This is a genomic window from bacterium, assembly GCA_023135785.1.
GTDB lineage: Bacteria > CAIJMQ01 > CAIJMQ01 > CAIJMQ01 > CAIJMQ01 > CAZNJA01.
This window is the reverse complement of sequence record JAGLSL010000049.1, coordinates 1-24,622: the sequence shown is the minus strand read 5'-3', so window position 1 is coordinate 24,622 and position 24,622 is coordinate 1. Positions and strand designations below refer to the sequence as shown.

Genomic DNA, 24,622 nt, shown 5'->3' with positions numbered 1-24,622 from the left:
AATGAAAAAAGTAATAGGATTGGATTTAGGCGGCACATTTATTAAGATTGGAGTTGTTGATGAGAATGGCGAAATTCTAGAAAAGGCAGAACTTCCTACTCCTCAAGGGCAGGGCAGAGAAAAGATTATTGACGCTATGGCAGAAAGTATCCGTTCTTTTCTAAAACATTATACCAAGGAAGAGTTTATCGGTATAGGCATTGATACTCCGGGATTAGTAGACCAAGGCGGCAAAGTATTTCTAGCGCCGAATCTGCCCAACTGGGATAATTTAAATCTAAAGCAAATCTTTGAAGAGAAATTTTCTTTACCCGTAAAAGTTGAAAATGACGCGAATACTATTACTTGGGGTGAATACAAATTTGGAGCAGGAAAGGGCTATGATAACATCATATGTGTTACGCTGGGCACAGGCGTAGGAGGAGGAGTTGTATTAAACGGAGAATTACTTAGAGGAAACAAATACTCTGCGTTTGAAATTGGACATATGCCTATCTGTTATAGTGGTCCCAAGTGTGGTTGCGGGAGCCTGGGTTGCATAGAAAGTTATGTTGGGGCTAAGTATATTGTCAGGGCTACACAGGAAAAATTAAAAAAACAAGATTCCCTAATAAAAGATATGGTCGGCGGAGATATTACTAAAATAACACCAAAGATAATATCAGAAGCTTATCATAAAGGAGATAAAGTAGCTGAAGCGGTTTGGGTCGAGGTTGGAACCTATCTTGGGGCATTTTTTAGCGGGCTTGTAAACTTACTTAATCCTCAGGTTATTATTATAGGCGGAGGAGTTGCGCAAGTCGGAGAGATTCTATTTTCCACAATAAAGAAAGTTATAGACGAAAGGAGTTTCTCTCTCTTTGCAAAAGAAGTAAAAGTAGTGCCTGCAAAGTTGGGTAAAGATGCAGGTATTGTTGCTGCCGCTTCTCTTTTTATGTCATAAAATCTGCTTTAAAAATTAGGGAAGGGTTTATGAAGCCATATATGGCAAATTTTTTTGTATTCTTCTGCTAAGTTTTCGTTATTTACGGTAAGTGAACGTGCTTGTTCCTCTGTGTTTTTAAATAATTTCCCCATTATAAACATAATCCCGTTGAAGACGAATATTATTAAGAAAAAGTGTCCCAAGCTTAATTTTTTGGTGAATAGACCGTCTAAACACAAAATTGTTGGGATGAAAATTAAAAATATTTGCAATAGGGCATGGTACATCTGTTTTCTGACAGTGTTTTTGAAGTCATCCATTTCCTGATTGGAATTAATAACAGAGACTCTTGAAAGAAATTTTTTAATATCAATGAACCCTGTGACTATGTTTATCAGTGCTAAAACACAAACAATTAAAATTATGCCTTTCAAGTCCATTTTTACCTCCTTTTTTTATTTTCTTTCTCCAGCTCCTTTATTGTTTTTATAATCATTGAAGATTGAAACCCCCTTCTTGCTAAATAATTATAAGTTTGAGCCTTTCTTTTTGCTTTGTCCAAATTTCTTTTTTTCTGCCAGAGCTTTTGCGCCAAAACTTTAACTATATTCTCTTCTTTTTCACGGGATATAATTTCACCTAATACCTTGTTTACGGTGTCTTTTTCCACGCCTTTTTTCAATAATTCATATAGGAGAAGTGTTTTACCTTTAGGGTTATGTATAAGACGGCTTTCTATAAATGCTTTTGCAAATTCGTAGTCGTTAAGATAATTTATTCTTTTTAAATCTTGTATTACGGCTTGGATAATATTTTGGGTAAAACCCTTGTCTTGAAGTTTATCCGATATTTCTTTGCAAGACCTCATGCGGTAGGAAAGGAGTCGTAGTGCAGCTGCTTTTGCTTTTTCTATTTTTTCTTGCAACTTAGTTTTTTATTTTACTTAAGGATTTTTTAAAGAATATATTCTTTTAAATATTCCGGAATTATAATCTCGCTGGTAATTTTTTCTTTTAAAAATGATGCAAACTTTTCAGTTACCTCTTTTTCGCCATGTACAAGAAAAAATTTCTTGGGAATTTCCTTAAAGCCTGAGACCCATTTTAAGAGTTCGTCCTTGTCAGCATGAGCAGAGAATCCGTTTATTTTTTCGATTCTTGCTTTGACTTCATGCATTGCGCCCAAAATTCTCACTGTTTCGGGTCGCTCCAGTATTTCTCTTCCCAAAGTCCCTCTCGCCTGATATCCCACGAATAATATAGTGCTTTCAGGTCGGGTAATATTACTCAAAAGGTGATATTTTACCCTGCCTCCGGTACACATTCCCGAACCTGCCATAATGATAGAGGGCTCTTTCACATCATTAATTTTCCTAGAGTCTTCGCTTGACCTTGTTGTTTTTAGTGACGGAAAAATAAAAGGCGAATTGCCATTTTTGATAAGGTCCCGCGTTTCCTCGTCGAAATAATTGACATGATTTTTAAAAACTTCGGTAACATTTATAGCCATAGGACTGTCTATGAAAACAGGCAGAGCCGGAATTTTCTTTACTCTTAACAGTTGGCTCAAATGAAAAAGAAGTTCCTGTGTTCTTTCTATTGCAAATGTCGGAATGATGATGTTCCCACCTTTTGCAACAGTCTCAACAATGATTTTCTGTAATTTTTCTACGGAAGGACCTTTCTGTTCGTGGAGCCTATCACCATAAGTTGTTTCCATCAACACATAATCCGCTTTTTCAAAAAGAGTCGGGTCACACAGAAGGGGTTTATCCCATCTGCCTATATCCCCGGAAAAAATAATTTTGGTTTCTTTACCATTATTATTGGATTTCAGTTCAATCATTGCCGAGCCGAGAACATGCCCTGCATCGTAAAATGTTGCTGTTATATTGGGCGCAACTTGAACAGTTTCTTTATAAGATACCGTTTCCAAAAGCGGAAAAACGCTTTCAGCATCTTCCACTGTATAAAGCGGAACTTCCGGATATGGTCCTTTGCGTCCTTCCTTTTCATGTCTTCTCTTTTTATGCTCTGCGTCTTCTACCTGTATTTTTGCGGAATCTAAAAGACTAATTTTCGCAATCTCTGCAGTTGGTTCAGTGCAGAATATTTTCCCTTTGAAACCTTCTTTCGCGAGTTTAGGAAGATAACCGCAATGGTCAAGATGCGCGTGTGTGAGGATTACGCTATCTATTTTTGTCGGATCCGCCGGAAATTTTTCCCAGTTGCGCGCGCGAGAACCTCTACCCTGATACAAGCCGCAATCTATCAAGACTTGCGTTTTCTCGCCTTCAAGAAGAAACCTAGAACCTGTAACGTCTCCGACCGCACCAAGGAATTTAATTTTCATCGTAGTTTAAGTGTTTATATTATAGTTCAAATAGAAAAGAATAAAAAATTTTTATTTTGCTGAACTTTAATCGGAACGCAGAAATCCCCGTCTTTTAAGGCGGGGATGCCCGCCAGCGTAGCTGGCGAGGTCTCGCCTAAGTTTTAGTGGCGGAAATGTGCGACGATTACCCCGCAGAGTATCAAGAAAATTTCTTCAAAATTTTCCCAATGTCTCACGTTGCGGGGTTCATCTAAGAAAGAAACCCAGTGCTTTAGCGCGGGGAGATTCATTCTAACTATTTTAATTCTCCCGAGAGAAAAGCTTGAAGTTCGCGGATTTTTTCAGAAGTGGGTTCTCTTTTCCCATGCATAGGATATTTCTTGTCAAGTTTTTCCCATTTCCACTCGCACATCAGATGTAACGGCAAAAGTTCTATTTTTGATATGGATTTACAATCTTTTACCAAAGAAACGAGTTTTTGAATATCTTTTTTAGTATCGTTTATTTTAGGAATGATTACCTGTCTTATCCAGAGCTTTTTCTTTTGGCTGCAACAGTAATTGAAGAATTTTAGTGTATTGGCAATAGATTTGCCTGTTAGTTTTTTATGTTCGCTGTTGACAGTATGTTTTATGTCAAGAAGAATAAGGTCTGTGTATTCAAGGCATTTTTTTACGGTAGGCGACAAGTAATATCCGCAGGTATCAACCGCAGTTTTTATTTTTCTTTTCTTTAAACTTTTAAGTAGGGATATGAGAAACTTTGCCTGCATAAAGGGTTCACCGCCCGAAATTGTAACGCCGCCTTCTGTTCCGAAATAAGGCTTGTAATTTTCTATCTTTTTGATGAGTGTTTTTGTATCTGTTAGAATCCCGTTTTTCATGAGCCAAGTGTCGGGATTTTGGCAATATCTGCATCTCATAGGACAACCTTGGAAGAAAACGACAACTCTTAAGCCCGGCCCGTCAAGCGCGCCAAGTGTTTCAATAGAATGGATGTAGCCTTTCATGTAATCCTCGCTTCGCTCAGATATCTGATTACAGAGATTTCCCCCTAGAAATCTGAAAGATTTCAGGGGCTTTGGTCCTTGAAATTCTACGAATTTCTAAGGGCGAAAGATTACACTGATTAAAGATTTATTTTGTCTATATTTTCCAATCTGTGTAATCTGTATTTAAATAATCTGCGTAATCATTTTGTTTCATTTCATCAGATACTGCGGTGAAACGTTCTTGAGATAACCTCTTTTTGTTGCTCCCTGCTAAGTTTGTGGAAATTTACCGCATAACCGGAGACTCTTATGGTGAGATTAGGATATTTATAGGGATATTTCATTGCATCAATAAGTTGTTCCCTGTTTAAAACATTTACATTTAGATGGTGCCCTCTTTTTGTAAAGTATCCGTCAAGCATTGTCGTAAGATTGTCTATTTGTTCCTGTTCCTCTTTTCCTATAACAGACGGCATAACGCTAAAAGTATTTGATATTCCGTCTCTGCAACATTTGTAGGGTATCTTTGCAACAGAATTAAGCGAGGCGAGCGCGCCCGTAGAATCTCTCTCGTGCATGGGGTTTGCGCCCGGCGCAAAGGGTTCGCCTTTTTTTCTGCCGTCAGGCGTAGCGCCTGTTTTTTTGCCATATACCACATTTGAAGTTATGGTCAGAATTGAAAGGGTATGTTTTGCATTTCTATATGCGTGAGTTTTCTTTAGATTGTTATAAAAATCCGTCACTATTTTTTGGGCAATGTTGTCCACCCTGTCATCATCGTTTCCATATTTGGGAAAATCGCCATTGATTTTGAAATCGGTTATAAGACCGTTTTTGCCGTAGATTGGTTTAACTTCTGCGTATTTAATGGCGCTTAGGGAATCTGCGATTACGGATAATCCTGCGATTCCAAAAGCCATAAATCTTTCAACATTTGTGTCGTGTAATGCCATCTGCAGTTTCTCGTAGGCATATTTATCGTGCATAAAATGAATTATATTCATTGTGTTCACATATAGTTTGCAGAGCCATTTTTGGTAAAAGTTGTATCTTTTTAGGACTTCTTTATAATCAAGTTTTTTGGTTTTATAAATAAGTGTTTCCGGTCCGATTTGTTTGCCGTCTTTTTCATCTCTGCCTCCGTTTAGAGCCATGAGAAGAACTTTTGGGAGATTACAACGCGCGCCAAAAAACTGCGACTGTTTACCTATTTTCATTGCGGAAACACAACACGATATCCCGTAATCGTCCCCGTAGAGAGGTCTCATTAAGTCGTCGTTTTCATATTGAATGGAATTTGTGTCGATAGATACTTTTGCGCAGAACTGCTTGAATTTTAAAGGTAATTTTTTCGACCATAAAACAGTCAGGTTCGGTTCGGGGGAAGAACCGAGATTGTAAAGAGTGTTAAGAAATCTAAAGGAGCTTTTGGTTACCAGAGTTCTGCTGTTTGTTCCCATTCCTCCTAAAGATTCTGTTACCCATAGCGGATCTCCTGCAAAAAGTTCATTATATTCAGTGGTCCTTAATTCTCTTGCCATTCTAAGTTTTAACACGAAGGCATCTATGATTTCCTGCACGCCTTTCTCGGTCAAAACACCTTCTTTTAAATCGCGTTGGAAATAAATATCAAGAAAAGTGCTCACTCTTCCCAAAGATATCGCGGCGCCGTTTTGTTCTTTTATCGCGCCCAGATATGCGAAATAGAGCCATTGGGTTGCCTCTATGGAGTTTGATGCTGGCTTTGAGACATTCAAGCCATACATCTTTGCCATCTTTTTTAACTGGTCTAAGAAATCGATTTGTCTGTAAAGTTCTTCGCAAAGTTTTATATTTTCTTCGCTCATAGGTTTTTTACCGAGTATAACTTTATCAGCCTGTTTTTTTTCTATTAAGAAATCAACGCCGTATAAAGCAACTCTTCTGTAGTCACCTATAATTCTGCCTCGTCCATACGCATCAGGCAGCCCCGTTATAACTCCGCTGTTTCTTGCCTTTTTTATCTCGTCGGTATAAACCCTGAATACTCCGTCATTATGGGTTGTTCTGAAATGAAAATATTCTTCTATTTTTTTATGTAGTTTATAACCATAAGCTTCGCAGGATTTTCTGACCAGCCGAATTCCGCCAAAAGGGTTGACTCCTCTCTCGAGTGGTTTTTCGGTCTGCAGTCCTACTATGATCTCGTTTTTCTTATCTATGTAACCTGGTTTATAAGTCAAAAGCGATGATACTGTCTTTGTGTCTATACTTAATACTCCGTCTCTCTTTTTTTCAAGTTCTAATAGTTTTATAAGTTTCTGGCTGAGATTTTGGGTTCTTTGGGTCGGACCTTCTAAAAATGACGAATCACCCTTGTAAGGAGTGTAATTGTTTTGAATAAAGTCTCTGACATTTATATCTTTGCGCCAGTTTTGACCTTTAAAATTTCTCCAGGTTTTATTTTTCATTTTTCTCTCCCGGAGTTATTGACCTTTGGAAGGTTTTTGCCTGCTTCGCCAGCGAGGTGAGCCCGTCCCGGTAAACAACTCGTGTTTGCCCAGGCGGACGACATGAACTAAACCCGTTTAAAATATATTTTATTACGGGTTGACATCTTGATTCCCCATGGTCATTCCATGTATAGAGGTTAACCGCCAGTTTCAAGACGTCAACGATATGCTATCAAAACGTAAAAAATATTTCAAATCTTCTTAATTGTTATAGAGGAAAACTCTTAAACGTTAAATTTAATATTTATTATATCGCCATCTTCAACGATATAGTCTTTACCTTTTAAGGTAACTTTACCTTCCTGCCTTAACTTATCTTCGCTTCCCAGCGCCAAGAAATCAGCATATTTCATAACTTCGGCTCGGATAAATCCTTTTTGTAAATCGCTATGTATAACACCTGCGGCTTCAGGAGCGGATGAATTTGCTTTTACCAGCCATTGGCGGACCTCATCAGAACCGACCGTAAAAAAAGATATCAAATCAATCGCTTTTATACATGTGCGTGTAAGAGCGTCTATTGCCGGCTCTTTAATACCCAGAGCTGCCAGAAATTCTTCTTTTTCCTGTTTAGTCTCCAATTCGGAAATTTCTGATTCTACTTTTGCGCAAATTTGCAATATATAAATATCCAGAGCTTGATATTCCTGTTCCAGTTTTTTAAGATTTTCAATATTGCTAAGTTCGTTTTCTGAAATATTCAACACGATGATAAGTTTTTTTGCCGTAACAAACGGATAGCTGGCTATTATCTTTATTTCTTGTGTAGTTAAATCAATTAACCGCAGTGGCAGTTCCTTGTCCAATTGCGTTTTTAGTTTTAGCAAAAGTTCCTTTTCTTTTAATTCTTCTCCTGCGTTAGCTTTTTTTAAATTAGTTTCTATGCGCTCCAATCTCTTTTCAATAAAAAGAAGGTCATGCAGTATAAACTCGGAATTAATATTATCTATATCGCGCTTAAAATCTACGGAACCGTTTATGTGATAAATAGAATCATCATTAAAAGCCCGAACTATGTGACAAATAGCGTCAAATTCGGAAATATCTTTTAATATATCGCTATTTTTTACTGAATCAGACCCTATGTCAGGAAGTAATTCAATATCTACTCTCCCACGGGCTTCTTTTTTGGGTTTATATGCTGAAACAAGATGGTCAAACCTTGGGTCTTTTATTTGGAAAAGACTTTTTATGTTTTTATTGGCAACTAAATCTTTTTCGGAAAATGTGTATTGCGTAAGCAGACTGAAAAGTGTTTTCTTACCTGTTTGAGGCAATCCTATAAGTCCTATTTTCATTTTTTATTCTCTCCTAATTCTAACTCTTGGCGAAGTTTAACACTATCTTATACTAAAGTGCCAAAAAATTATCCCCTCTCCTTGCCTTTGAAATTGAGGGGGGGGGATAATCATTAAAACTTGGCTCCCTGGGAGGGACTCGAACCCCCGACCTAGTGGTTAACAGCCACCCGCTCTACCGATTGAGCTACCAGGGAAATTAGTAAATCAAAAGCGATTTACTGGCGAAAGCATAGCATTTTCTTTTTTTTGAGTCAAACAAAACCAATTTTTTAGTAATAAGTAATTAATAATTGGCAAATAGTAATTTTTAGAATTACGGATTACGCTTTACGAGTTACCAATTATCAAGAATAACTAAATGCATTCCCATTTGACTATTAGCCTCGATTCTGATAATTTTTACCGAATGATTAGCAAAAACGTGATGGAAGAGAAAGAATTGGCAGAAGCTTGGAAGATTATAATTAATCAGGTTATCAGAGATTTCCCTTCACTTTCAGAACTTGTGATTGTTGGTATAAGGTCAAGGGGAAATATACTTGCTTCCAGGATGGTGAAAGGAATAAAAAAGGAAGCTGGCGTAGAGATTCCCTTAGGGATTCTTGATATTACTCTTTATCGTGATGATTTTACTTCTGTGGGACCTGATCCAATAGTGCGTGAAACCGAAATAGATTTCGATATTACCGGGAAAAATGTTATACTTGTCGACGATGTTCTCTTTACGGGCAGAACCATAAGAGCGGCAATGGACGCTTTAATGGATTTCGGTAGACCTTCCTCTATTCGTCTTGCTGTTTTAATCGACAGAGGAGAGAGAGAATTACCTATCCAGCCTGATTATGTGTCAAAGAAAATGACTGTAAATGCAGGCGAGATTGTGGAAGTAAAACTTAAAGAGATAGATGGGAAAGAGGGAGTAGTAGCAATAAAACAGAAGTTAGATAAAGAAGAAATAGCTAAACCCTGATGAACTGGAATAGAAAAGACCTTCTTGGTATTGAAGAACTAAATCCAGATGAAATTATTCATATTCTAGACACTTCGATTTCTTTCAAGGAAATCTCCGAACGTCCTATCAAAAAAGTTCCGACATTACGAGGAAAGACAATAGTTAATCTCTTTTTTGAACCATCAACACGCACACGCATATCCTTTGAGTTAGCAGAGAAACGGCTTTCTGCTGATACGGTAAGTTTTTCCACATCAGGTTCTTCAGTTCTTAAAAATGAAACTCTTCTTGATACTGCGCTAAACATTGAAGCAATGAAAATAGATGCCGTTGTAGTCCGACACAGCGGTGCAGGGATCCCGCATCTTTTGGCAAAAAAATTATCAGTTCCCGTAATTAACGCAGGAGATGGTGCACATGAACATCCTACGCAGGCTCTTCTTGATATGTTCACGATACGCGAAAAGAAAAGAAAATTTAAAGGTCTTAAAGTTGCAATAATAGGCGATATTCGTTTTTCCAGGGTTGCTCGCTCAAATATCTGGGGACTTAGTAAAATGGGAGCGGAGGTTTTCATAGTAGCTCCTCCGACATTCATACCTGCGTATCTTGAGAATATGCCTGTAAAGATATTTAACTCACTTGATGAAGTAATAGAAGATATGGATGTGCTGATGGCTCTGCGTATCCAGACAGAAAGACACCAGCCTCGACTTGCCGTCCCCGATGAGGCGGGAAAAGGTAGTTTTTTCCCATCGTTAAGAGAATATAGACAGCGCTTTGGAATTACGATGGAAAGATTGAGTAAAGCAAAGAAAGATGTTCTTATTATGCACCCCGGTCCTATAAATAGAGGTGTAGAAATAGATCCTGAAGTTGCTGACAGCAAGAATTCTGTTATCTTGGCTCAAGTTACAAATGGCGTAGCTGTTAGGATGGCTGTGCTTTATATTTTACTCGGGGGGGCGTCAACCTCTGCTTTGCAGTCAGCTTCGTCTGTAAGACGAGGCAATGCTATGGGGCGCAGAACAGGAGGAAAGAAACCGTGATGGCAAAAAGAGGCGCAATTCTAATTAAAAACGGAAGGCTGATTGACCCATCTTCCAAAACGGATAAAATTTTAGATATTCACATCAAAGGCGGAAAGTTTTCCAAAATAGGGAAAAATCTGAAATCAGACGGCGCAAAAATTTTGGATGCAAAAGGTAAAATAGTTTTGCCGGGGTTAGTTGATATGCATACACATCTTCGCGAACCCGGAAGGGAAAATGTGGAGACTATTGCCTCGGGCAGTATGGCCGCAGTTCACGGCGGGTTTACAAGTATATGTTGTATGCCCAATACGACTCCCGCCATAGATGATGCATCCACACTGAATTTTGTATTGGAAAAAGCAAAAAAAGCTCATTGTAATGTGTATCCGATAGCCGCAATAACAAAGGGGCAAAAAGGTGCAATGCTTTCTGAGATGGCTGAACTTGCCGGTATGGGCGCGATTGGTTTTTCTGACGACGGCAATGGCGTTGGAGATTCACTGTTAATGCGTCGGGCGATGGAATATTCGCTTATGCTTGATGTTGCGATAATAAGCCACTGCGAAGACGAAAGTTTATCGTTGGGCGGAAGCATGAACGAAGGTTATATTTCCACAGTCTTAGGCCTTTCAGGAATACCTAAAGAATCAGAAGAAATAATGGTTGCAAGAGATTTATTGCTTGCAGAATTAACGGGAGCGCGTCTTCATATTTGCCACGTATCAACGAGACGCTCGGTGGAACTTATCCGCGAAGCAAAGAAAAGAGGCGTGAAAGTTACCTGCGAGGTAACACCTCATCACTTTACATTAACCGAAGAAGCGGTTAAATCATTCGATACCAATACAAAAGTAAATCCACCTTTAAGAACGAAAGAAGACATAAAAGCGATAGAGAAGGGATTGAAAGATGGGACCATTGATGTAATTGCTTCAGACCATGCGCCACATCTTTCAACAGAAAAAGAATTTGAATACGAAACTGCGCCATTTGGCATGATTGGTCTGCAGACTACGCTACCTCTTGTAATGCAACAATTAGTTGAAAGAAAGATACTCACCTTATCCGAAGCAGTTGAGAAGATGACAATCAATCCCGCCCAAATACTTAATTTAAAGAAAGGTCAAATTAAAGTTGGATACGATGCAGACCTCACGATTATCGACCCCAAGAAGCACTGGCAGCTCAAATTAGAAGACATCAAATCCCTATCCAAAAACTCTCCGTTTATTGGCTGGGAGTTTAAGGGGAAGGTTGTCGGGACGATTGTCAGAGGGAAGATAGAATTCTGTGAAGTTTAGTCAACGATTATATAGGAATTTTTCTTCTCCTATCTGTAATAATTTTGCATGAAAGTCCGTATCAATTAAAATATCCCCCCAATGAACCAGAATAAAAAGAATGTTTGGTGGTTAGGGCTGGTCAGTTTCATTAACGATACTGCCAGCGATATGATACTTGCTGTTTTACCGCTATTCATAAAAGATATAGGTGGAGCGGGTATTGCCATAGGAATAATCTCCGGTTTAGGCGAAAGTATAGCCAGTTTGTTTAAGATGTTCGCGGGGTTTTGGTCGGATAAATTAGGCAGGAGAAAACCGTTTACGTTTTTTGGATATGGACTGTCTTCTTTTTGTAAATTTCTCTTCACTTTTGTAACAATCTGGCCGCAGGTTCTGGTCCTACGTTCCTTTGAAAGATTAGGCAAAGGTATGAGGTCGGCTCCAAGGGATGCGATTCTCGCCGCTTCAACGGACAAGAAAACCAGAGGTAAATGGTTCGGTATTCACAGGGCGATGGATAGCAGTGGTTCCGTGTTTGGTGCCATTTTAGCATTTGTTCTGTTCTGGTCTTTTCAAGTCAGTTTCAGAAATATATTCTTAATAGCCGGTCTTATAAGTTTCATTTCCTTAATCCCCCTTTTGTTTGTAAAAGAAAAACATTTAGAACCAAAGACAATGACTCTTAAGGTTGGGCTTAAAAGTTTACCGGTATCTCTTAAGTTTTTTATAGTAATTGCTACTTTATTTGCATTGGGTAATTTTAGCTATATGTTTTTTGTTTTGAAAAGCCAACCATATTTTACGGGTAGATTGGGGGGCGCAGTCCCGATAATCTTATATATTATTTATAATATTTCATATGCTTTATTTGCTATTCCCTCAGGAATGTTATCAGATAAAATCGGCAGAAAGACAGTTCTATTTATGGGATACGGCCTATTTGGTTTGGTCTGTCTGGGTTTTATTTTCGCGCAGTCGTTATGGTTTTTTATAATATTGTTTTTATTATTCGGCGTGAACTATGCTTTAGTTGATTCTAACCAGAGGGCATTTATATTAGACTTGGCGCCGGAGCAGATTAGAGGCACTGCTTTGGGAGCTTTCCATATGTCGATTAGCTTGGTGGCTTTACCAGGCGGTCTTATTGCAGGATACTTGTGGGATTTGAACGCAACTTACGCATTTGTCTTTGGTGCTATTATTTCTTTATTGGTATTAGCTTCATTTTCAATATTCTCAACAATAAAGACAGAATAGTTGCCTCGCCATTGAAGCAGTGGCGGGGCTTTTTTAGATGAGCTGATAAATCAGCAACTACAATAAAATAATGAAATTAGAAATAAATCGAAATACATAAAAAAGAAATATGATTGAAATAGATAGAAATATGTTGAAATAAATCGTCTCTCTACATATCTCTATGTATTTTCACTGTATATCCGTTGTATATCCATGTATTTCTATGTATATCCATTTATATCTATCGTATATCTTTTAACCATGCTGTTCAATCGGCAACTGCAAATTGTTTTATATTAACGATAACCCATAGTCCCCCTGTTACATTTCAAGAGAAATGTAAGGAGAGAAAACCGTTGGTTTCTTTTTTGTAACTTTACACCCTTCTTTCGCAATGGTCTACAAAAATACATCTTTGGCAGATGTCCAGATTTTCGGTTAATTGGAAAGAAGAGTTTTTATTAAATATATCTTTTAGAATGGGTAAAAGCATTTTTTCTTTAAATTTTTTGATATAGTCTTTTCCTTCTTTTTCCAGTATATCCAGTGTAAGAAAATTTTGGCGGTTTTCATCTAAATGATAATAGATAAGTCCTCCGATTAAATCTATTTTGCCTTTTGTAAAAACTAATCCGTACAAAGGTAATTGGAATTCGGTGAAATCGTTATCCTTGCCTGATAGACAGTTCGGGATTTGATATGTTTTGGGTGACGGCTTTTTGCTCATTTTGTAATCAATAATATAAAACTTTTTGTCCCCGCCCGCCAAATCTTGTTGGGCAGGTTTTGTATCTATTCTGTCCGGTATCCCTCCGACCTTAACTTTAATATTATTGCCTATATCAATTATGTAAGGTGTAAGTTTTTTATCCATCTTTACCCCGTTAGAGATAAAAAGTGCTTCTGGCGTTTCGGTACTGTCGCCTAATGACAACCTATCTCTAACGGGGTTCACGGGTTTAAATCCGTTTTTGAAATGGCTGATTTCATTATCTATAAGAGTTATAAACTTTTTCTTATTTTGTTCCCAATCAAAATTAAGCGAACCCTTGGGATAAGGATAGGCTTTTTTAAATTCTTCTTCGCCGATTTGGGACATTGCGCTTATCACCTGCTTTTTTATATCCTCGGTGTATCCTTCGGGATAAACCTCGTTGTATAACCGTGCCAGAGTGTTATGTAAAATTATTCCCCATATGGAAGCATCATATTCATCTTTTATGGATTTGGGTTTTTTTATATTTAATATATATGAAAGATAAAATTTATATGAACATTGTTTGTATGTTTTTAAAGTAGACGGTGAAAAAGTAAGAGATTCTAAAAAATTCAGAGTTCTGTCATTTTTGTATACGCTGGGAGTTTGTTTGTTTTTTTTAGATTTTTTTCCACAAAAATTATCTTTGTTGTTTTGAACATAAAGCTGGCTTAATGTTGCAGAATTAACTTCTTTGTTTTCTTTCACTATGAAGTTTTTTTCTTTACCTTTTGCCCCGTACCGAACTCGTTCTGGTTCAGGGTCAAGAAGTTTTTCTATCCATCTATTTTTTAGTCCCAGTTGCGTCTTTTCCTCATTCCTGTAAGAAAGATATACTTCTTTTTTGCCTGTGATTAATTGATAGAAATAATAACAGTAAAGGGCATCTCTTTCCTTATAAAAAGGAAGATTCAATTCTTTCCTTAAATTTGCCGGCAGAAAAAGGTCTTTTTCGCTTTTTTGCGGAAAGATGCCTTCATTGCATGAGGGGATTATAATGCAATCAAAATCTATGTTGCGCGCTTCAAGAATGCCTATAACCTGCACGCCGTTTAAGAAGTCTCCTGAAATAGGGAAGCTCATTGTCTCCAAGACATTTATTATAAATTTTAATTTGTCTTTACCTTTTTGGCAGAATTCGTCGGGCACTTCGCAATTTTCTATCTGTATAAGTTTTTCCATTAAGTTATTTAAAACGGCAAAAGTTTTCTTGTAAAACTCATCATTTAATTCAACTGTTTCTTGAATGATTTTGCGTATGCTTTTTGCATATTCGCCGAAAGAACAATCTTTGCTTAATTTGTCTGTTATGTCGAAAATAAAGTCTGTTAGTATCTGCTCTGAACCCTTGTCTTCAGGCGATAAATGGGCGGATGTAATTTTGCGATTAATATAGGATAGATTTTCTTTTCTGATTCTGATGTCGAGTTTATATGCGAATTCCTTAAACAATATCCCGTCTTTGATTATCCCCTTGATAATAGGATTTTTTAATAGCCTCAGAAATCGGCTTGATGAAAAATTCGAGTCAATAAAATCGTAAGCGTCTTTAAGGAACGAATACAAAGGCGTATGCTTAAAAGGTATTCCCATCGAAAGATTGTAAGGAATGCTAAATTTATCTAAGGCATCTTTTAGCGGTAAGTAGAAAGATTCCTCTGGCAGCATTACTCCTATACGATGAAGCGGGTATCTTGGGGAAAGTTCGGAAATGGTTTTCATGATAAAGCCAACCTCGTCCAAAGCGTTTTTGCACTTTTGAATATAAACCGTAGTTTTAGAATTATCATTTGAATTCTTGGAACAAATAGTTTGGATGTTTTGAATATCTGCATCAAGCATTCTTAATATCTTATTATGATGATAAAAAATATTGTCCAAAGAATTATCTGCCAGATTTTTCTTATCGCAGTGAATTATGAGCTCTGATTGCAAATCAGTTAGAATTTTTTTTATAAGTAAAATGTCGGTAAATGGCAGGGCAAGGCAACCTGCGATATAAATAAATTCAAAATCTTTTAAGTATTTGGTTTTAAAACTCTTTGCTATTGCAAGATAAGCCGAAGTTTTATCAATAAGTCCTTTATCGTTTAGAATTTCTTCGTATCGTTTGTGTATTTTTCCCAAAATCGGAAGTTCTTCTTCTACATATTGTGACGGAAAATGCAGTTTTTCTTTTACATTATCTATGTCTTTTATTGCAAGATTCCAGCTTGCAAGCTCATCAAAAAATCCTAACAATTTTCTGCCTATTGATATGAATTTTATAAACGGCAGTTGTCCGAAGTTTTTAAATTTAATTTTCCCGACAGCTTCTTTTAATAAAACGTTGCGTTCTATTTCGTTGGTTAAGGTGGATTTTTCGCCGCCTGTTTTTTCAAGAACATGGTCATAGAGCTGCTCAATAGTGAGAAGAGCGGGAGAAATGATTCCTTCTTTCCCTGTCTCTTGCAATAGATATTCGCGAAAATAAACTTTATTTCTTTCGGAAGGAAACACTATTAAAATGGAACCAAAATCCGGGGAAACAGAAGAATGTTTTTTGATTATGTATTTTGCCAATACAGGAAGAAAGGGTAAATTAAAACCGATAGTTTTTATTTGCATACTCTTTTGATATAAATTGAAATATAATTAAAACACCCCTTTGAAATACAATAGAAATAAATTGAAATACTGTTGAAATATTTTGTCTTTATCATTAGTTTTTTGAAGTTATAGTATGTAATTTTTTTAGTTTTCAATCCTTTAACAATATATATCCATTTATATCTACCGTATATCTATGTATTTCCATGTATCGCTATTGTATATCTATCTATATCCATCATATTTCTATTTTATATTGATTTTCCCCGCAGAAGAGCACAGGTGCTTTATAGGACATTTCAGGCACAATGGTTTTCTTGCTTTGCAAATTGCTCTGCCGTGGTCTATAAGAAAATAACTTATCTCCATCCAGTATTTTTTAGGAACTGTATGCATTAAGTCCCGTTCAATTTTTTCAGGAGTTTTTTCTTTACTCAGTTCTAACCGCTCAGAAAGTCTTTTTACATGCACATCTACTGTTATTCCTTCCGCTTTCTTAAAAGCTGAGGAAAGCACTACATTTGCGGTCTTTCTTGCCACTCCGGGCAAAGTAATTAAATCCGCCATATTGTCCGGGATATTACCATTAAAATCTTCTAATAGCTTTTTGGCTGTTCCGATAATATTTTTAGCTTTATTTCTATAAAATCCTGTTGAATAAATGTCTTTTTCCAATTCTTCTTGTCTTGCGCTTGCAAAGCCTTCAATACTCGGATATTTTTTAAAAAGCGAGGGTGTTAATTGATTAACTCTCACATCGGTGCATTGCGCGGAGAGGATAGTTGCGACTAAAAGTTCAAAAGGCTTTTTATATTTTAAAGAAGTTTTTAGGTTGGGATAACTTGCCCTTAGAATTTTTACTATTTCCTCTATTCTTTCTGTTTTTAGACTCATTTTTTTAAACTCCACAAACTATTCTATAGTGAAGGGATATTAACGTCAACTTTTAGACATATAAGTTCGGAGTGTGATAATATTGCAAATAAGATATCAAAAATCAAGAATTAAAATGCCCTTAGAGATTGCAAGGCAATCTCAAGGACTTTGGTCCCGGAAATCCTTTGGATTTCTAGGTGGAAAATGACAAATCAAAAATTAAATAACCAAACACTGAGATACAATAACTAAAAGACACTTGAGCAGAAAGTTTGGTAATTGGTTATTGAATATTGGAATTTATTTGTATCTTGTATCTTAGTGATTTAGGGTATCCTATTTACATTTTTATATGTAATTTTTATATTTGATTTTTGCATTTTACATTAATAAAGCATGGCTAAAGAATTAGAAAAACAGTTAGAAGCTCTTTCCCGCATATCTTATGCTATAACCTCGCAGAGATATACGGAAGATATTTTAAAATTGATAGTCACGCTTACTGCAGAGGCTATGGGATTTAAAATTTGTTCTCTTATGCTTCTTGATGCCGAAAAATGCGAACTTTTCATCAAGGCGACTCAATCGGTCAGCAAACAATATCTGAAAAAACTCCCAATCAAACTAGGCGAAGGCATAGCCGGAAAAGTAGCCAAAGAGAATAAGCTGTATATTTCTGCTGACGTAAGAAAAGACCCTTTTTATATCAACCAAGATATCGCAAAAGCAGAAGGGCTGTGCTCGCTTCTTTCTTTGCCGCTTAATGCAACGGGTTCCCTAATTGGTGTCTTGAATTTTTACACTTCCCAAAAACATGAATTTACGCCATCGGAAATCAACATTTTAGAATCGATAGCAAATCAGGCAGCTATTGTAATAGATAATCTACGGCTTGTATTTGAAACTCAGGTTATGAAAGAAGAGCTTCAAACACGCAAGAAAGTTGAAAAGGCAAAAGGAATCCTTATGAAGGAACAAGGTTTAAGCGAGGATGCGGCATACAATTTAATGAGAAAATACTCGATGAAAACAAGAAAACAAATGAAAGAAATTGCAGAATCTCTTATTATCAGTTATGAAGTGAAAGACAGATGACAGAAATACAACCGAAATATAATAGACGTATATAGATATACAATAGCGATACATGGAAATACATAGATATACGGTAGATATAAATGGATATATATTGTTAGAGGATTGAAAACTAAAAAAATTACATACTATAACTTCAAAAAACTAATGATAAAGACAAAATATTTCAACAGTATTTCAATTTATTTCTAACTTATTTTCTGTCTTCTGGTTAGGAAATTACAGCATATATAAATCATTGGTGGGGAAAATGCCGTCGGTGGTAAGGTTAACTTTCAACCTTCTAAGCCCCATTTCGTCTCCCGGTCGGGGAAGATGAGTTAAATGAACTTCGCAGCCGGAAAGTTCTTTTAATTTTTCCATAGCTATTTCAGCCGTTGGGTTTGTTGCCGCTGACATACTCAAAGTAATTAATGTTTCCTGCAGATCAAGATTATCTCGTTTCAATCCTAGGATATCTTTCTTTAAATTCGCAATGTTTTTTAATACATTAGGAGATAAGAGATGAATTTTATCCGGTATTCTAGCTAGCACTTTTATAGTATTAAGAACTAAACTTGCGGATGCACTCATAAGTGAAGAATTTTTCCCTGTTATTATTTTGCCGTTCTTTAATTCTATTGCCGCGCCACAACTAATTTGGGGGACTGTTTTTGTTTTTCTTCTTACTCCCGAGACGGCATGCCTTGCGGGAATAACTGCTTTTCTATCTTCCGGCTTAATATCCAACTCTTCCATAAGCAACATTATTTTTTCTACGCTCTTCTCGTCGGATATGCCTAAAATATTCTCATATTTGTGCCTGAAATATCTTCTTATTACTTCCTGTTTGGAAGCTTCTTTTACTATCTTGTCGTCAACTATGGCAAACCCAGCTCGACTTACTCCCATATCAGTCGGGGATTTATACGGCAGATGTCCTTTTGTTATTTTTGAAAATATGCTTCTAAGCACGGGGAAAACCTCTATATCACGATTATAATTCACAGCAGTTTTTTTGTAAGCTTTTAAGTGAAAAGGGTCAATTAAGTTAATATCTCCGAGGTCTGCTGTAGCTGCTTCATAAGCAAGATTTACAGGATGTTTTAAAGGTATGTTCCAGATAGGAAAAGTTTCAAACTTTGCATATCCCGATTCTATCCCTTTTTTATAATCATGATAAAACTGCGAAAGACAAGTTGCGAGTTTGCCACTGCCGGGACCGGGACCTGTAACCACGATAAGCCTATTCTTTGTTTTTATATAGGAATTCTTGCCGTATCCTTCTTCACTTACAATTGTATCTACATCTGTAGGATATCCTTTGGTGGCAGAATGAAGATAAACTTTTATATTGCGTGCTTCTAATTTTTTTTTAAAATTAATTACCTGGGGCTGGTTGTTAAAACGTGTTATCACAATCGCCATGACATCCAGACTGTAACTTCTTAAATCGTCGATAAGTTTTAAGGCGTCTACGTCATAAGTTATCCCGAAATCTCCTCTTATTCTACCTTTTTCAATGTCTCCGGCGTATATGCATAAGATGATATCAATCTTGTTTTTTAATTTTTTCAGAAGCTTCACCTTAATATTGGGATCATAGCCTGGCAGGACTCTGGCGGCATGATAATCATATAGAAGTTTCCCGCCGAATTCCAAGTAAAGTTTGCCTTCAAACATATTGATTCTTTCTAAAATGGCTTCGCTCTGTTCTTGGAGATATTTGTTATTGTCAAAGCCAACTTTTTCTATAATTTTTGTCATTGGTTTACTCTACAGTTACACTTTTAGCAAGATTACGGGGTTTATCAACATCGCATCCTCTTAAAACTGCCATATGATAAGCAAATAGTTGAAGAGGTATAACGGTAAGAAGAGATGTTAAAAAATCGAGAGTTTTAGGAACAGTAATTACCGAATCGGCAATTTCTTCTATTGATTTATTACCTTTACTTGCGATAGCGATAACTTGTCCTTTACGGGATTTGACCTCTTGGATATTGGAAATTATCTTTTGGTATATCTTGTCTTCGGTATCAGTAGCAACAAATACTACAGGCATATTTTTATCGATAAGCGCTATGGGCCCGTGTTTCATTTCTGCTGCAGGATAGCCTTCGGCATGAATATAAGAGATTTCTTTCAATTTAAGCGCACCTTCTAGGGCAATTGGGAAATTATAACCTCTTCCTAAATAAAGAAAATTATTAAAATTGACATATTGTTTTGCTGTGTTCAGGATAGCATCGCTTTGCTCCAGTATTTCTTTTATCTGTTCGGGAATTTTTAAAAGGGCGTGTATGATAGTATGTGAAGTTTTCTTGTTTATTATCTTTTTCTCCTGTCCCATCAAAAGTACCATTAATGCCAATACACATACCTGGCTGGTAAAGGCTTTGGTTGAAGCTACTCCTATTTCAGGACCTGCGTGTAGATATACTCCTCCGTGAGTTTCCCGTGCAATTGTTGAGCCTACCGAGTTAACAAGCCCTAAGGTAATAGCTCCTCTTTTTTTTGCTTCTCGCAGTGCAGCCAGTGTGTCCAGAGTTTCTCCTGATTGACTTATACCTATAACAACAGTATTTTTATCAACTATAAAATTTCTATATCTTGCTTCTGAAGCATATTCTACTTCGACCGGTATGCCGATAATATTTTCAAATATATATTCGCCGATAAGAGCTGCGTGCCAGGATGTTCCGCATCCGACTATTATTATTCTCTTTGCATTCAGAAGACATTTTAACCCCGTTATTTTCCCGTCTTTTTTATCAATCCATTTCAGCTGAGATTCCAGCCCGCCAAGCTTAATTTTTGCTCCTTCTTTCCCGCCTTGATGAGTCGAAGAAGGCGAGGCAGGTAGTATGCGTCCGCGCATAGCATCATATACGGTCTGGCTCTGTTCTAATATTTCCTTGAACATATAATGAGGAAATCCGCCCTTTGTGATTCTGTTCAGGGACCAGGTTATCTCTTCGGTTTCTTTTTCCACCTTGGCATTGTGTCTATCGGTAATCCTATAACCGGAAGGTTGAAGCAATACGACTTCCTCGTCATCTAAATATATTACTTTTCTTGTGTGTTTAACTATGGCAATCGGATCAGAAGCTACGATATATTCACCTTTCTTGCCTATTCCTATAACTAAGGGGCTTCCCAAACGGGCAGCTACAATTTTATCCGGCTCGTCTTCGCATATAACAGCAAAAGCATAAGCCCCTTCTGTTAAAACAAGCGCTTCCTGAACGGCTTTTAGAATATCCCCTTTATAGAATTTTTGTATTAGATGAGCGAATATCTCTGTATCGGTATCGGATTTGAATTTATGACCTTCGTCTATTAATAATTTTTTTAAAGATGCGTAATTCTCTATGATGCCGTTGTGAACTACCGCAATTTTTCCGGAACCATCTGTATGTGGATGAGCATTTCTGTCTGACGGGTCACCGTGTGTAGCCCAGCGCGTATGCCCCAAACCGATATTGCCGAAGAGATTTTTCTTTTTGACTATATTATCTAAATTGGCGATTCGTCCCTTGCACTTTGCAACAGAAATTCCCCCCTTATCTATTACAGCTATGCCGGACGAATCGTAGCCGCGATATTCAAGTTTTTTTAATCCCTCTAAAACAACTGGTACAACATTTTTCTTACCGATATAACCTACTATTCCGCACATTTTAACCTCGCTACGTTTCCTTAGTTTACAGTGTACAGTAACCAGTAAAAAAATAACTATACATTTCCTGAAGTTGTAGGTTTTTAAACTTAATACTTAGAGCTTATTACTTAAAACTGTCCTTTTACAGTGAACAGTGTATAGTTTGCAGTTAAAAATGCTAATCTGGTTACTGTAAAATGGTTACTCTTTTCTCTTGTTTTTACATTTCCCCGTCCAGCAATAGAGGCAGAGTTTTTCCTTGGCAAGTCCGATAGCTTTTACCATATTTTCTATAGTCTGATATCTTAATGTAGTCACTTCCAAATCTTTAGCTATCCATTTAATCATTTTTTTATACTCTTTAGAATTATGGTCCATATATTTCGAAACATCATTGATATTTTTACCTTCAATGGCTCGGATTGCTTTGCGGGTAGCAAGTTCATTGATGTTGCGTGTAGAAAGATTAAATTTACATGGGAACATTAGTGGTGGACATGCAGGTCTTACGTGGATTTCTTTAGCCCCATCATCCCAAAGCTTTTTTACGGTAAAGTTTTTAAGTTGTGTCCCTCTGACTATAGAATCTTCGCAAACTGCAATTCGATTACCATTAATTATTTCTTTAATGGAAACGAGTTTCATTTTTGCTATTAAATCCCGGGTCTGTTGTGAAGGAGGAGTGTAACTTCGCCCATATCCCGGGGTATATTTAACAAGTGGTCGTCTGTATGGTTTGCCTGATTCTATAGCATATCCTATTGCGTGCGCGGTGCCCGAATCCGGAACTCCTGCAACTATATCAACCTCTATATCCTTATCAGCTTTTGCTAAAGCTCTTCCGCTTCTTTCCCTTGTAATTTCTACATTTATTCCTTCGTAGCTTGATGCAGGAAACCCCGTATATATCCACAGGAAAGAACAAATCTGATTTGTTCTTCCACCCGGTTTTTTACTCAGTATCCCTTTTTCGTTGATTAGAACTATTTCTCCCGGTTCTAAGTGTTTTGTTATTTTAAATCCTAGATTAGGGAAAGCGCTTGTTTCAGTAGTAACTGCCCAAGCATCTTGTTTTTTCCCGATTACAAGGGGCGTATATCCGAGTCGGTCTCTTACTGCGTAGATACCTTCTTTATTCAGTAATAATAGTGAACAGGAACCGTCTATTACATCAAACATCTTTTCTATTCCGTCCACAAAATTACTTCCTTTACTTATCAACTTAGCTGCAAGTTCGCTAATGTTTACTGCTCCCTTGCTTACTTCACTGAAAGAGCCGCCCTCTTTAAGGAACTTTTTCATAAGTGCTTTAGCATTGCCTACAAGTCCGTTTGTAACTATACAGAAAGGACCGAATTTTGATTCCAAATAAATTGGCTGTTCGTCAAAGTCACTTATAACCCCGATTCCTTTATTCCCTTTTATTCTCTTGTAATCTTCGTAGAATTTAGATTTGAATTGGGTTTGACTTAAATCGTGTATTTGGCGTGTGAATTTTTTCCCGAGAACTGCCATACCGCCATATTGTGTGCCTAAATGGGAATGATAATCTGTCCCGTAAAACAAATCTTGGGCACAATCGCTTTTTTTAGAAATTACACCAAAAATTCCGCTCATGTTTTCCTCGCTACGCTCGGTAGTTTATAGTAACCAGTGTACAGTAATCAGTAAACAATAACTGTAAACAGGTTACTGGTTACTTCTTTATATCCTTTTGGTATTCTTGTAGAGATTTTACATCTAACTTAGGTTTCTTAATCAGGTTTTCTATCCCGTTTACGGATGCTTGTGCTCCGGCGATGGTAGTTATTAGGGGCACGTTATAAAGTATTGAGTGTGACCTTATTTTTGTCTCATCTTCTTTGGTAGCTTTGCCTGCGGGAGTATTTATCATCAGGTCTATTTTGCTGTCTTTGATGAGGTCAATTATGTTTGGTCTTATACCCTCCTGAAGCTTTGGAAGAGTTTGGACTTCTATGCCATTGTTCTTGATAATATTCGCTGTTCCGGAAGTTGCAAAGATTTTAAACCCAAGTTCATAAAGTTTTTTAGCAATTGAGACTATGTGTTTCTTGTCACTATCTTTTACGCTGATAAATACGTTTCCCTTTACAGGTAATTTCTGTCCTGCCGCTATCTGGCTTTTTGCGTATGCAACGCCGAATGTTGAGTCTATTCCCATGACTTCTCCTGTGGATCTCATTTCCGGACCAAGCACCGCATCTACGCCCGGGAAGCGTATAAACGGGAAGACTGATTCTTTGACTGCAACACAGTTGATTTCTTTTTCCTTGGTGAATCCCAAATCTTTAAGTGTTTTACCCAACATTATCTTGGTTGCAAGATTAGCAAGAGGCACACCTATAACTTTACTTATAAACGGTATGGTTCTGCTCGCTCTCGGATTTACTTCAAGAATATATACTACATTATCTTTTACCGCATATTGAATATTTAATAATCCTTTTACTTCCAACTCTTTTGCCAGAGCATACGTATTTTCTTTTATTGTTTTTAGTATTTTTTTGGATAGCGTATAAGTCGGGATAACCATTGCGCTATCACCTGAATGTATACCTGCTTCCTCAATATGTTCCATAATGCCGCCTATAACGCATCTTTCGCCGTCAGCTATCGCGTCAACATCCACTTCTATCGCATCTTCCAGGAATTTATCAATAAGTATTGGATGCCCGGGAGATACTTCTATGGCTTTTGCCATAAAATCAGCCAACCCTTCATCATCATAAACAATTTCCATTGCTCTGCCGCCGAGAACATACGAAGGCCTTACAATTACGGGATAACCTATTTTATTTGCTGCTTTTTTGGCTTCTTCCAGGCTGTTAGCTGTTCCGTTATCAGGTTGGATAATTTTAAGCTTCTTGATTATCTGTTGGAATCTTTTTCTGTTTTCGGCTTTATCTATAGAATCAGGGCTTGTCCCCAGAATATTAATTCCTAATTTCCAAAGCGGAACCGACATATTAAGAGGCGTCTGTCCTCCAAACTGGACTATTATTCCCACCGGTTTTTCCAAATCAATAATATTTAATATATCTTCAACGGTTAAGGGCTCAAAATATAATTTGTCTGAGGTATCATAATCTG

General features: G+C 37.1%; 18 protein-coding genes and 1 tRNA gene. 6 read left to right on the top strand and 13 right to left on the bottom strand.

What is annotated here, in order from left to right; genetic code table 11:
- The first annotated feature begins 1 nt into the window (after position 1).
- The gene (locus tag KAS42_04085) at positions 2 to 943 is read left to right on the top strand and encodes an ROK family protein (GenBank protein MCK4905403.1); all 942 of its coding nucleotides are present in this window, start codon (positions 2 to 4) and stop codon (positions 941 to 943) included.
- A gap of 8 nt (positions 944 to 951) precedes the next feature.
- On the opposite strand, the gene KAS42_04080 is transcribed toward KAS42_04085, so the two are convergent.
- From KAS42_04080 to KAS42_04050, 7 genes are all read right to left on the bottom strand, one after another.
- The gene (locus tag KAS42_04080; GenBank protein MCK4905402.1) at positions 952 to 1,365 is read right to left on the bottom strand and encodes a hypothetical protein; all 414 of its coding nucleotides are present in this window, start codon (positions 1,363 to 1,365) and stop codon (positions 952 to 954) included.
- Between the two features lie 2 nt (positions 1,366 to 1,367).
- Complete coding sequence (locus KAS42_04075) at positions 1,368 to 1,850, bottom strand: regulatory protein RecX (GenBank protein ID MCK4905401.1); 483 nt, start codon at positions 1,848 to 1,850, stop codon at positions 1,368 to 1,370.
- Between the two features lie 29 nt (positions 1,851 to 1,879).
- Positions 1,880 to 3,277 (bottom strand): MBL fold metallo-hydrolase, encoded by a 1,398-nt coding sequence (locus KAS42_04070; GenBank protein MCK4905400.1) that lies wholly within the window; start codon positions 3,275 to 3,277, stop codon positions 1,880 to 1,882.
- Positions 3,278 to 3,554: 277 nt separating this feature from the next.
- Positions 3,555 to 4,268, bottom strand: coding sequence for a pyruvate formate lyase-activating protein (gene pflA, locus KAS42_04065; protein MCK4905399.1), 714 nt, complete (start codon positions 4,266 to 4,268; stop codon positions 3,555 to 3,557).
- 200 nt (positions 4,269 to 4,468) lie between these two features.
- On the bottom strand, positions 4,469 to 6,700 hold the full coding sequence (gene pflB / locus KAS42_04060) for a formate C-acetyltransferase (GenBank protein ID MCK4905398.1): 2,232 nt from the start codon (positions 6,698 to 6,700) through the stop codon (positions 4,469 to 4,471).
- Positions 6,701 to 6,966: 266 nt separating this feature from the next.
- The gene (locus KAS42_04055) at positions 6,967 to 8,040 is read right to left on the bottom strand and encodes a DUF933 domain-containing protein (protein ID MCK4905397.1); all 1,074 of its coding nucleotides are present in this window, start codon (positions 8,038 to 8,040) and stop codon (positions 6,967 to 6,969) included.
- A gap of 121 nt (positions 8,041 to 8,161) precedes the next feature.
- A tRNA-Asn gene (locus tag KAS42_04050) sits at positions 8,162 to 8,237 on the bottom strand.
- A gap of 212 nt (positions 8,238 to 8,449) precedes the next feature.
- On the opposite strand from KAS42_04050, the gene pyrR reads away from it, so the two are divergent.
- The 4 genes from pyrR (at position 8,450) to KAS42_04030 (ending at position 12,569) form a co-directional block, all read left to right on the top strand.
- On the top strand, positions 8,450 to 9,013 hold the full coding sequence (gene pyrR / locus KAS42_04045; GenBank protein ID MCK4905396.1) for a bifunctional pyr operon transcriptional regulator/uracil phosphoribosyltransferase PyrR: 564 nt from the start codon (positions 8,450 to 8,452) through the stop codon (positions 9,011 to 9,013).
- Complete coding sequence (locus KAS42_04040; GenBank protein MCK4905395.1) at positions 9,013 to 10,044, top strand: aspartate carbamoyltransferase catalytic subunit; 1,032 nt, start codon at positions 9,013 to 9,015, stop codon at positions 10,042 to 10,044. Before pyrR ends, KAS42_04040 begins: the two co-directional genes overlap by 1 nt.
- The gene (locus KAS42_04035; protein MCK4905394.1) at positions 10,044 to 11,330 is read left to right on the top strand and encodes a dihydroorotase; all 1,287 of its coding nucleotides are present in this window, start codon (positions 10,044 to 10,046) and stop codon (positions 11,328 to 11,330) included. Before KAS42_04040 ends, KAS42_04035 begins: the two co-directional genes overlap by 1 nt.
- Positions 11,331 to 11,411: 81 nt before the next feature.
- Complete coding sequence (locus tag KAS42_04030) at positions 11,412 to 12,569, top strand: MFS transporter (protein MCK4905393.1); 1,158 nt, start codon at positions 11,412 to 11,414, stop codon at positions 12,567 to 12,569.
- A 358-nt stretch (positions 12,570 to 12,927) separates the two neighbouring features.
- Here KAS42_04030 and KAS42_04025 read toward each other — a convergent pair whose 3' ends face one another.
- Together KAS42_04025 and nth are read right to left on the bottom strand one after the other, a co-directional pair.
- Entirely contained in the window at positions 12,928 to 15,915 is a 2,988-nt protein-coding gene (locus tag KAS42_04025) for a PD-(D/E)XK nuclease family protein (protein ID MCK4905392.1), read from the bottom strand.
- 228 nt (positions 15,916 to 16,143) lie between these two features.
- Entirely contained in the window at positions 16,144 to 16,791 is a 648-nt protein-coding gene (nth, locus tag KAS42_04020; GenBank protein MCK4905391.1) for an endonuclease III, read from the bottom strand.
- A gap of 378 nt (positions 16,792 to 17,169) precedes the next feature.
- Between nth and KAS42_04015 the strand changes: the two genes are divergently transcribed.
- The gene (locus KAS42_04015; protein MCK4905390.1) at positions 17,170 to 17,868 is read left to right on the top strand and encodes a GAF domain-containing protein; all 699 of its coding nucleotides are present in this window, start codon (positions 17,170 to 17,172) and stop codon (positions 17,866 to 17,868) included.
- Positions 17,869 to 18,087: 219 nt separating this feature from the next.
- On the opposite strand, the gene KAS42_04010 is transcribed toward KAS42_04015, so the two are convergent.
- The 4 genes from KAS42_04010 to carB form a co-directional block, all read right to left on the bottom strand.
- The gene (locus tag KAS42_04010) at positions 18,088 to 19,614 is read right to left on the bottom strand and encodes a DUF1846 domain-containing protein (GenBank protein ID MCK4905389.1); all 1,527 of its coding nucleotides are present in this window, start codon (positions 19,612 to 19,614) and stop codon (positions 18,088 to 18,090) included.
- Positions 19,615 to 19,618: 4 nt separating this feature from the next.
- Positions 19,619 to 21,529, bottom strand: a complete 1,911-nt coding sequence (glmS, locus tag KAS42_04005; protein MCK4905388.1) for a glutamine--fructose-6-phosphate transaminase (isomerizing) — start codon at positions 21,527 to 21,529, stop codon at positions 19,619 to 19,621.
- A gap of 183 nt (positions 21,530 to 21,712) precedes the next feature.
- A complete protein-coding gene (locus tag KAS42_04000) occupies positions 21,713 to 23,128 on the bottom strand; it encodes an amidophosphoribosyltransferase (GenBank protein MCK4905387.1) in 1,416 nt (471 codons plus the stop codon).
- Positions 23,129 to 23,207: 79 nt separating this feature from the next.
- Positions 23,208 to 24,622: carbamoyl-phosphate synthase large subunit (gene carB / locus KAS42_03995; protein ID MCK4905386.1), on the bottom strand; the 1,415-nt coding region annotated here is incomplete at its 5' end.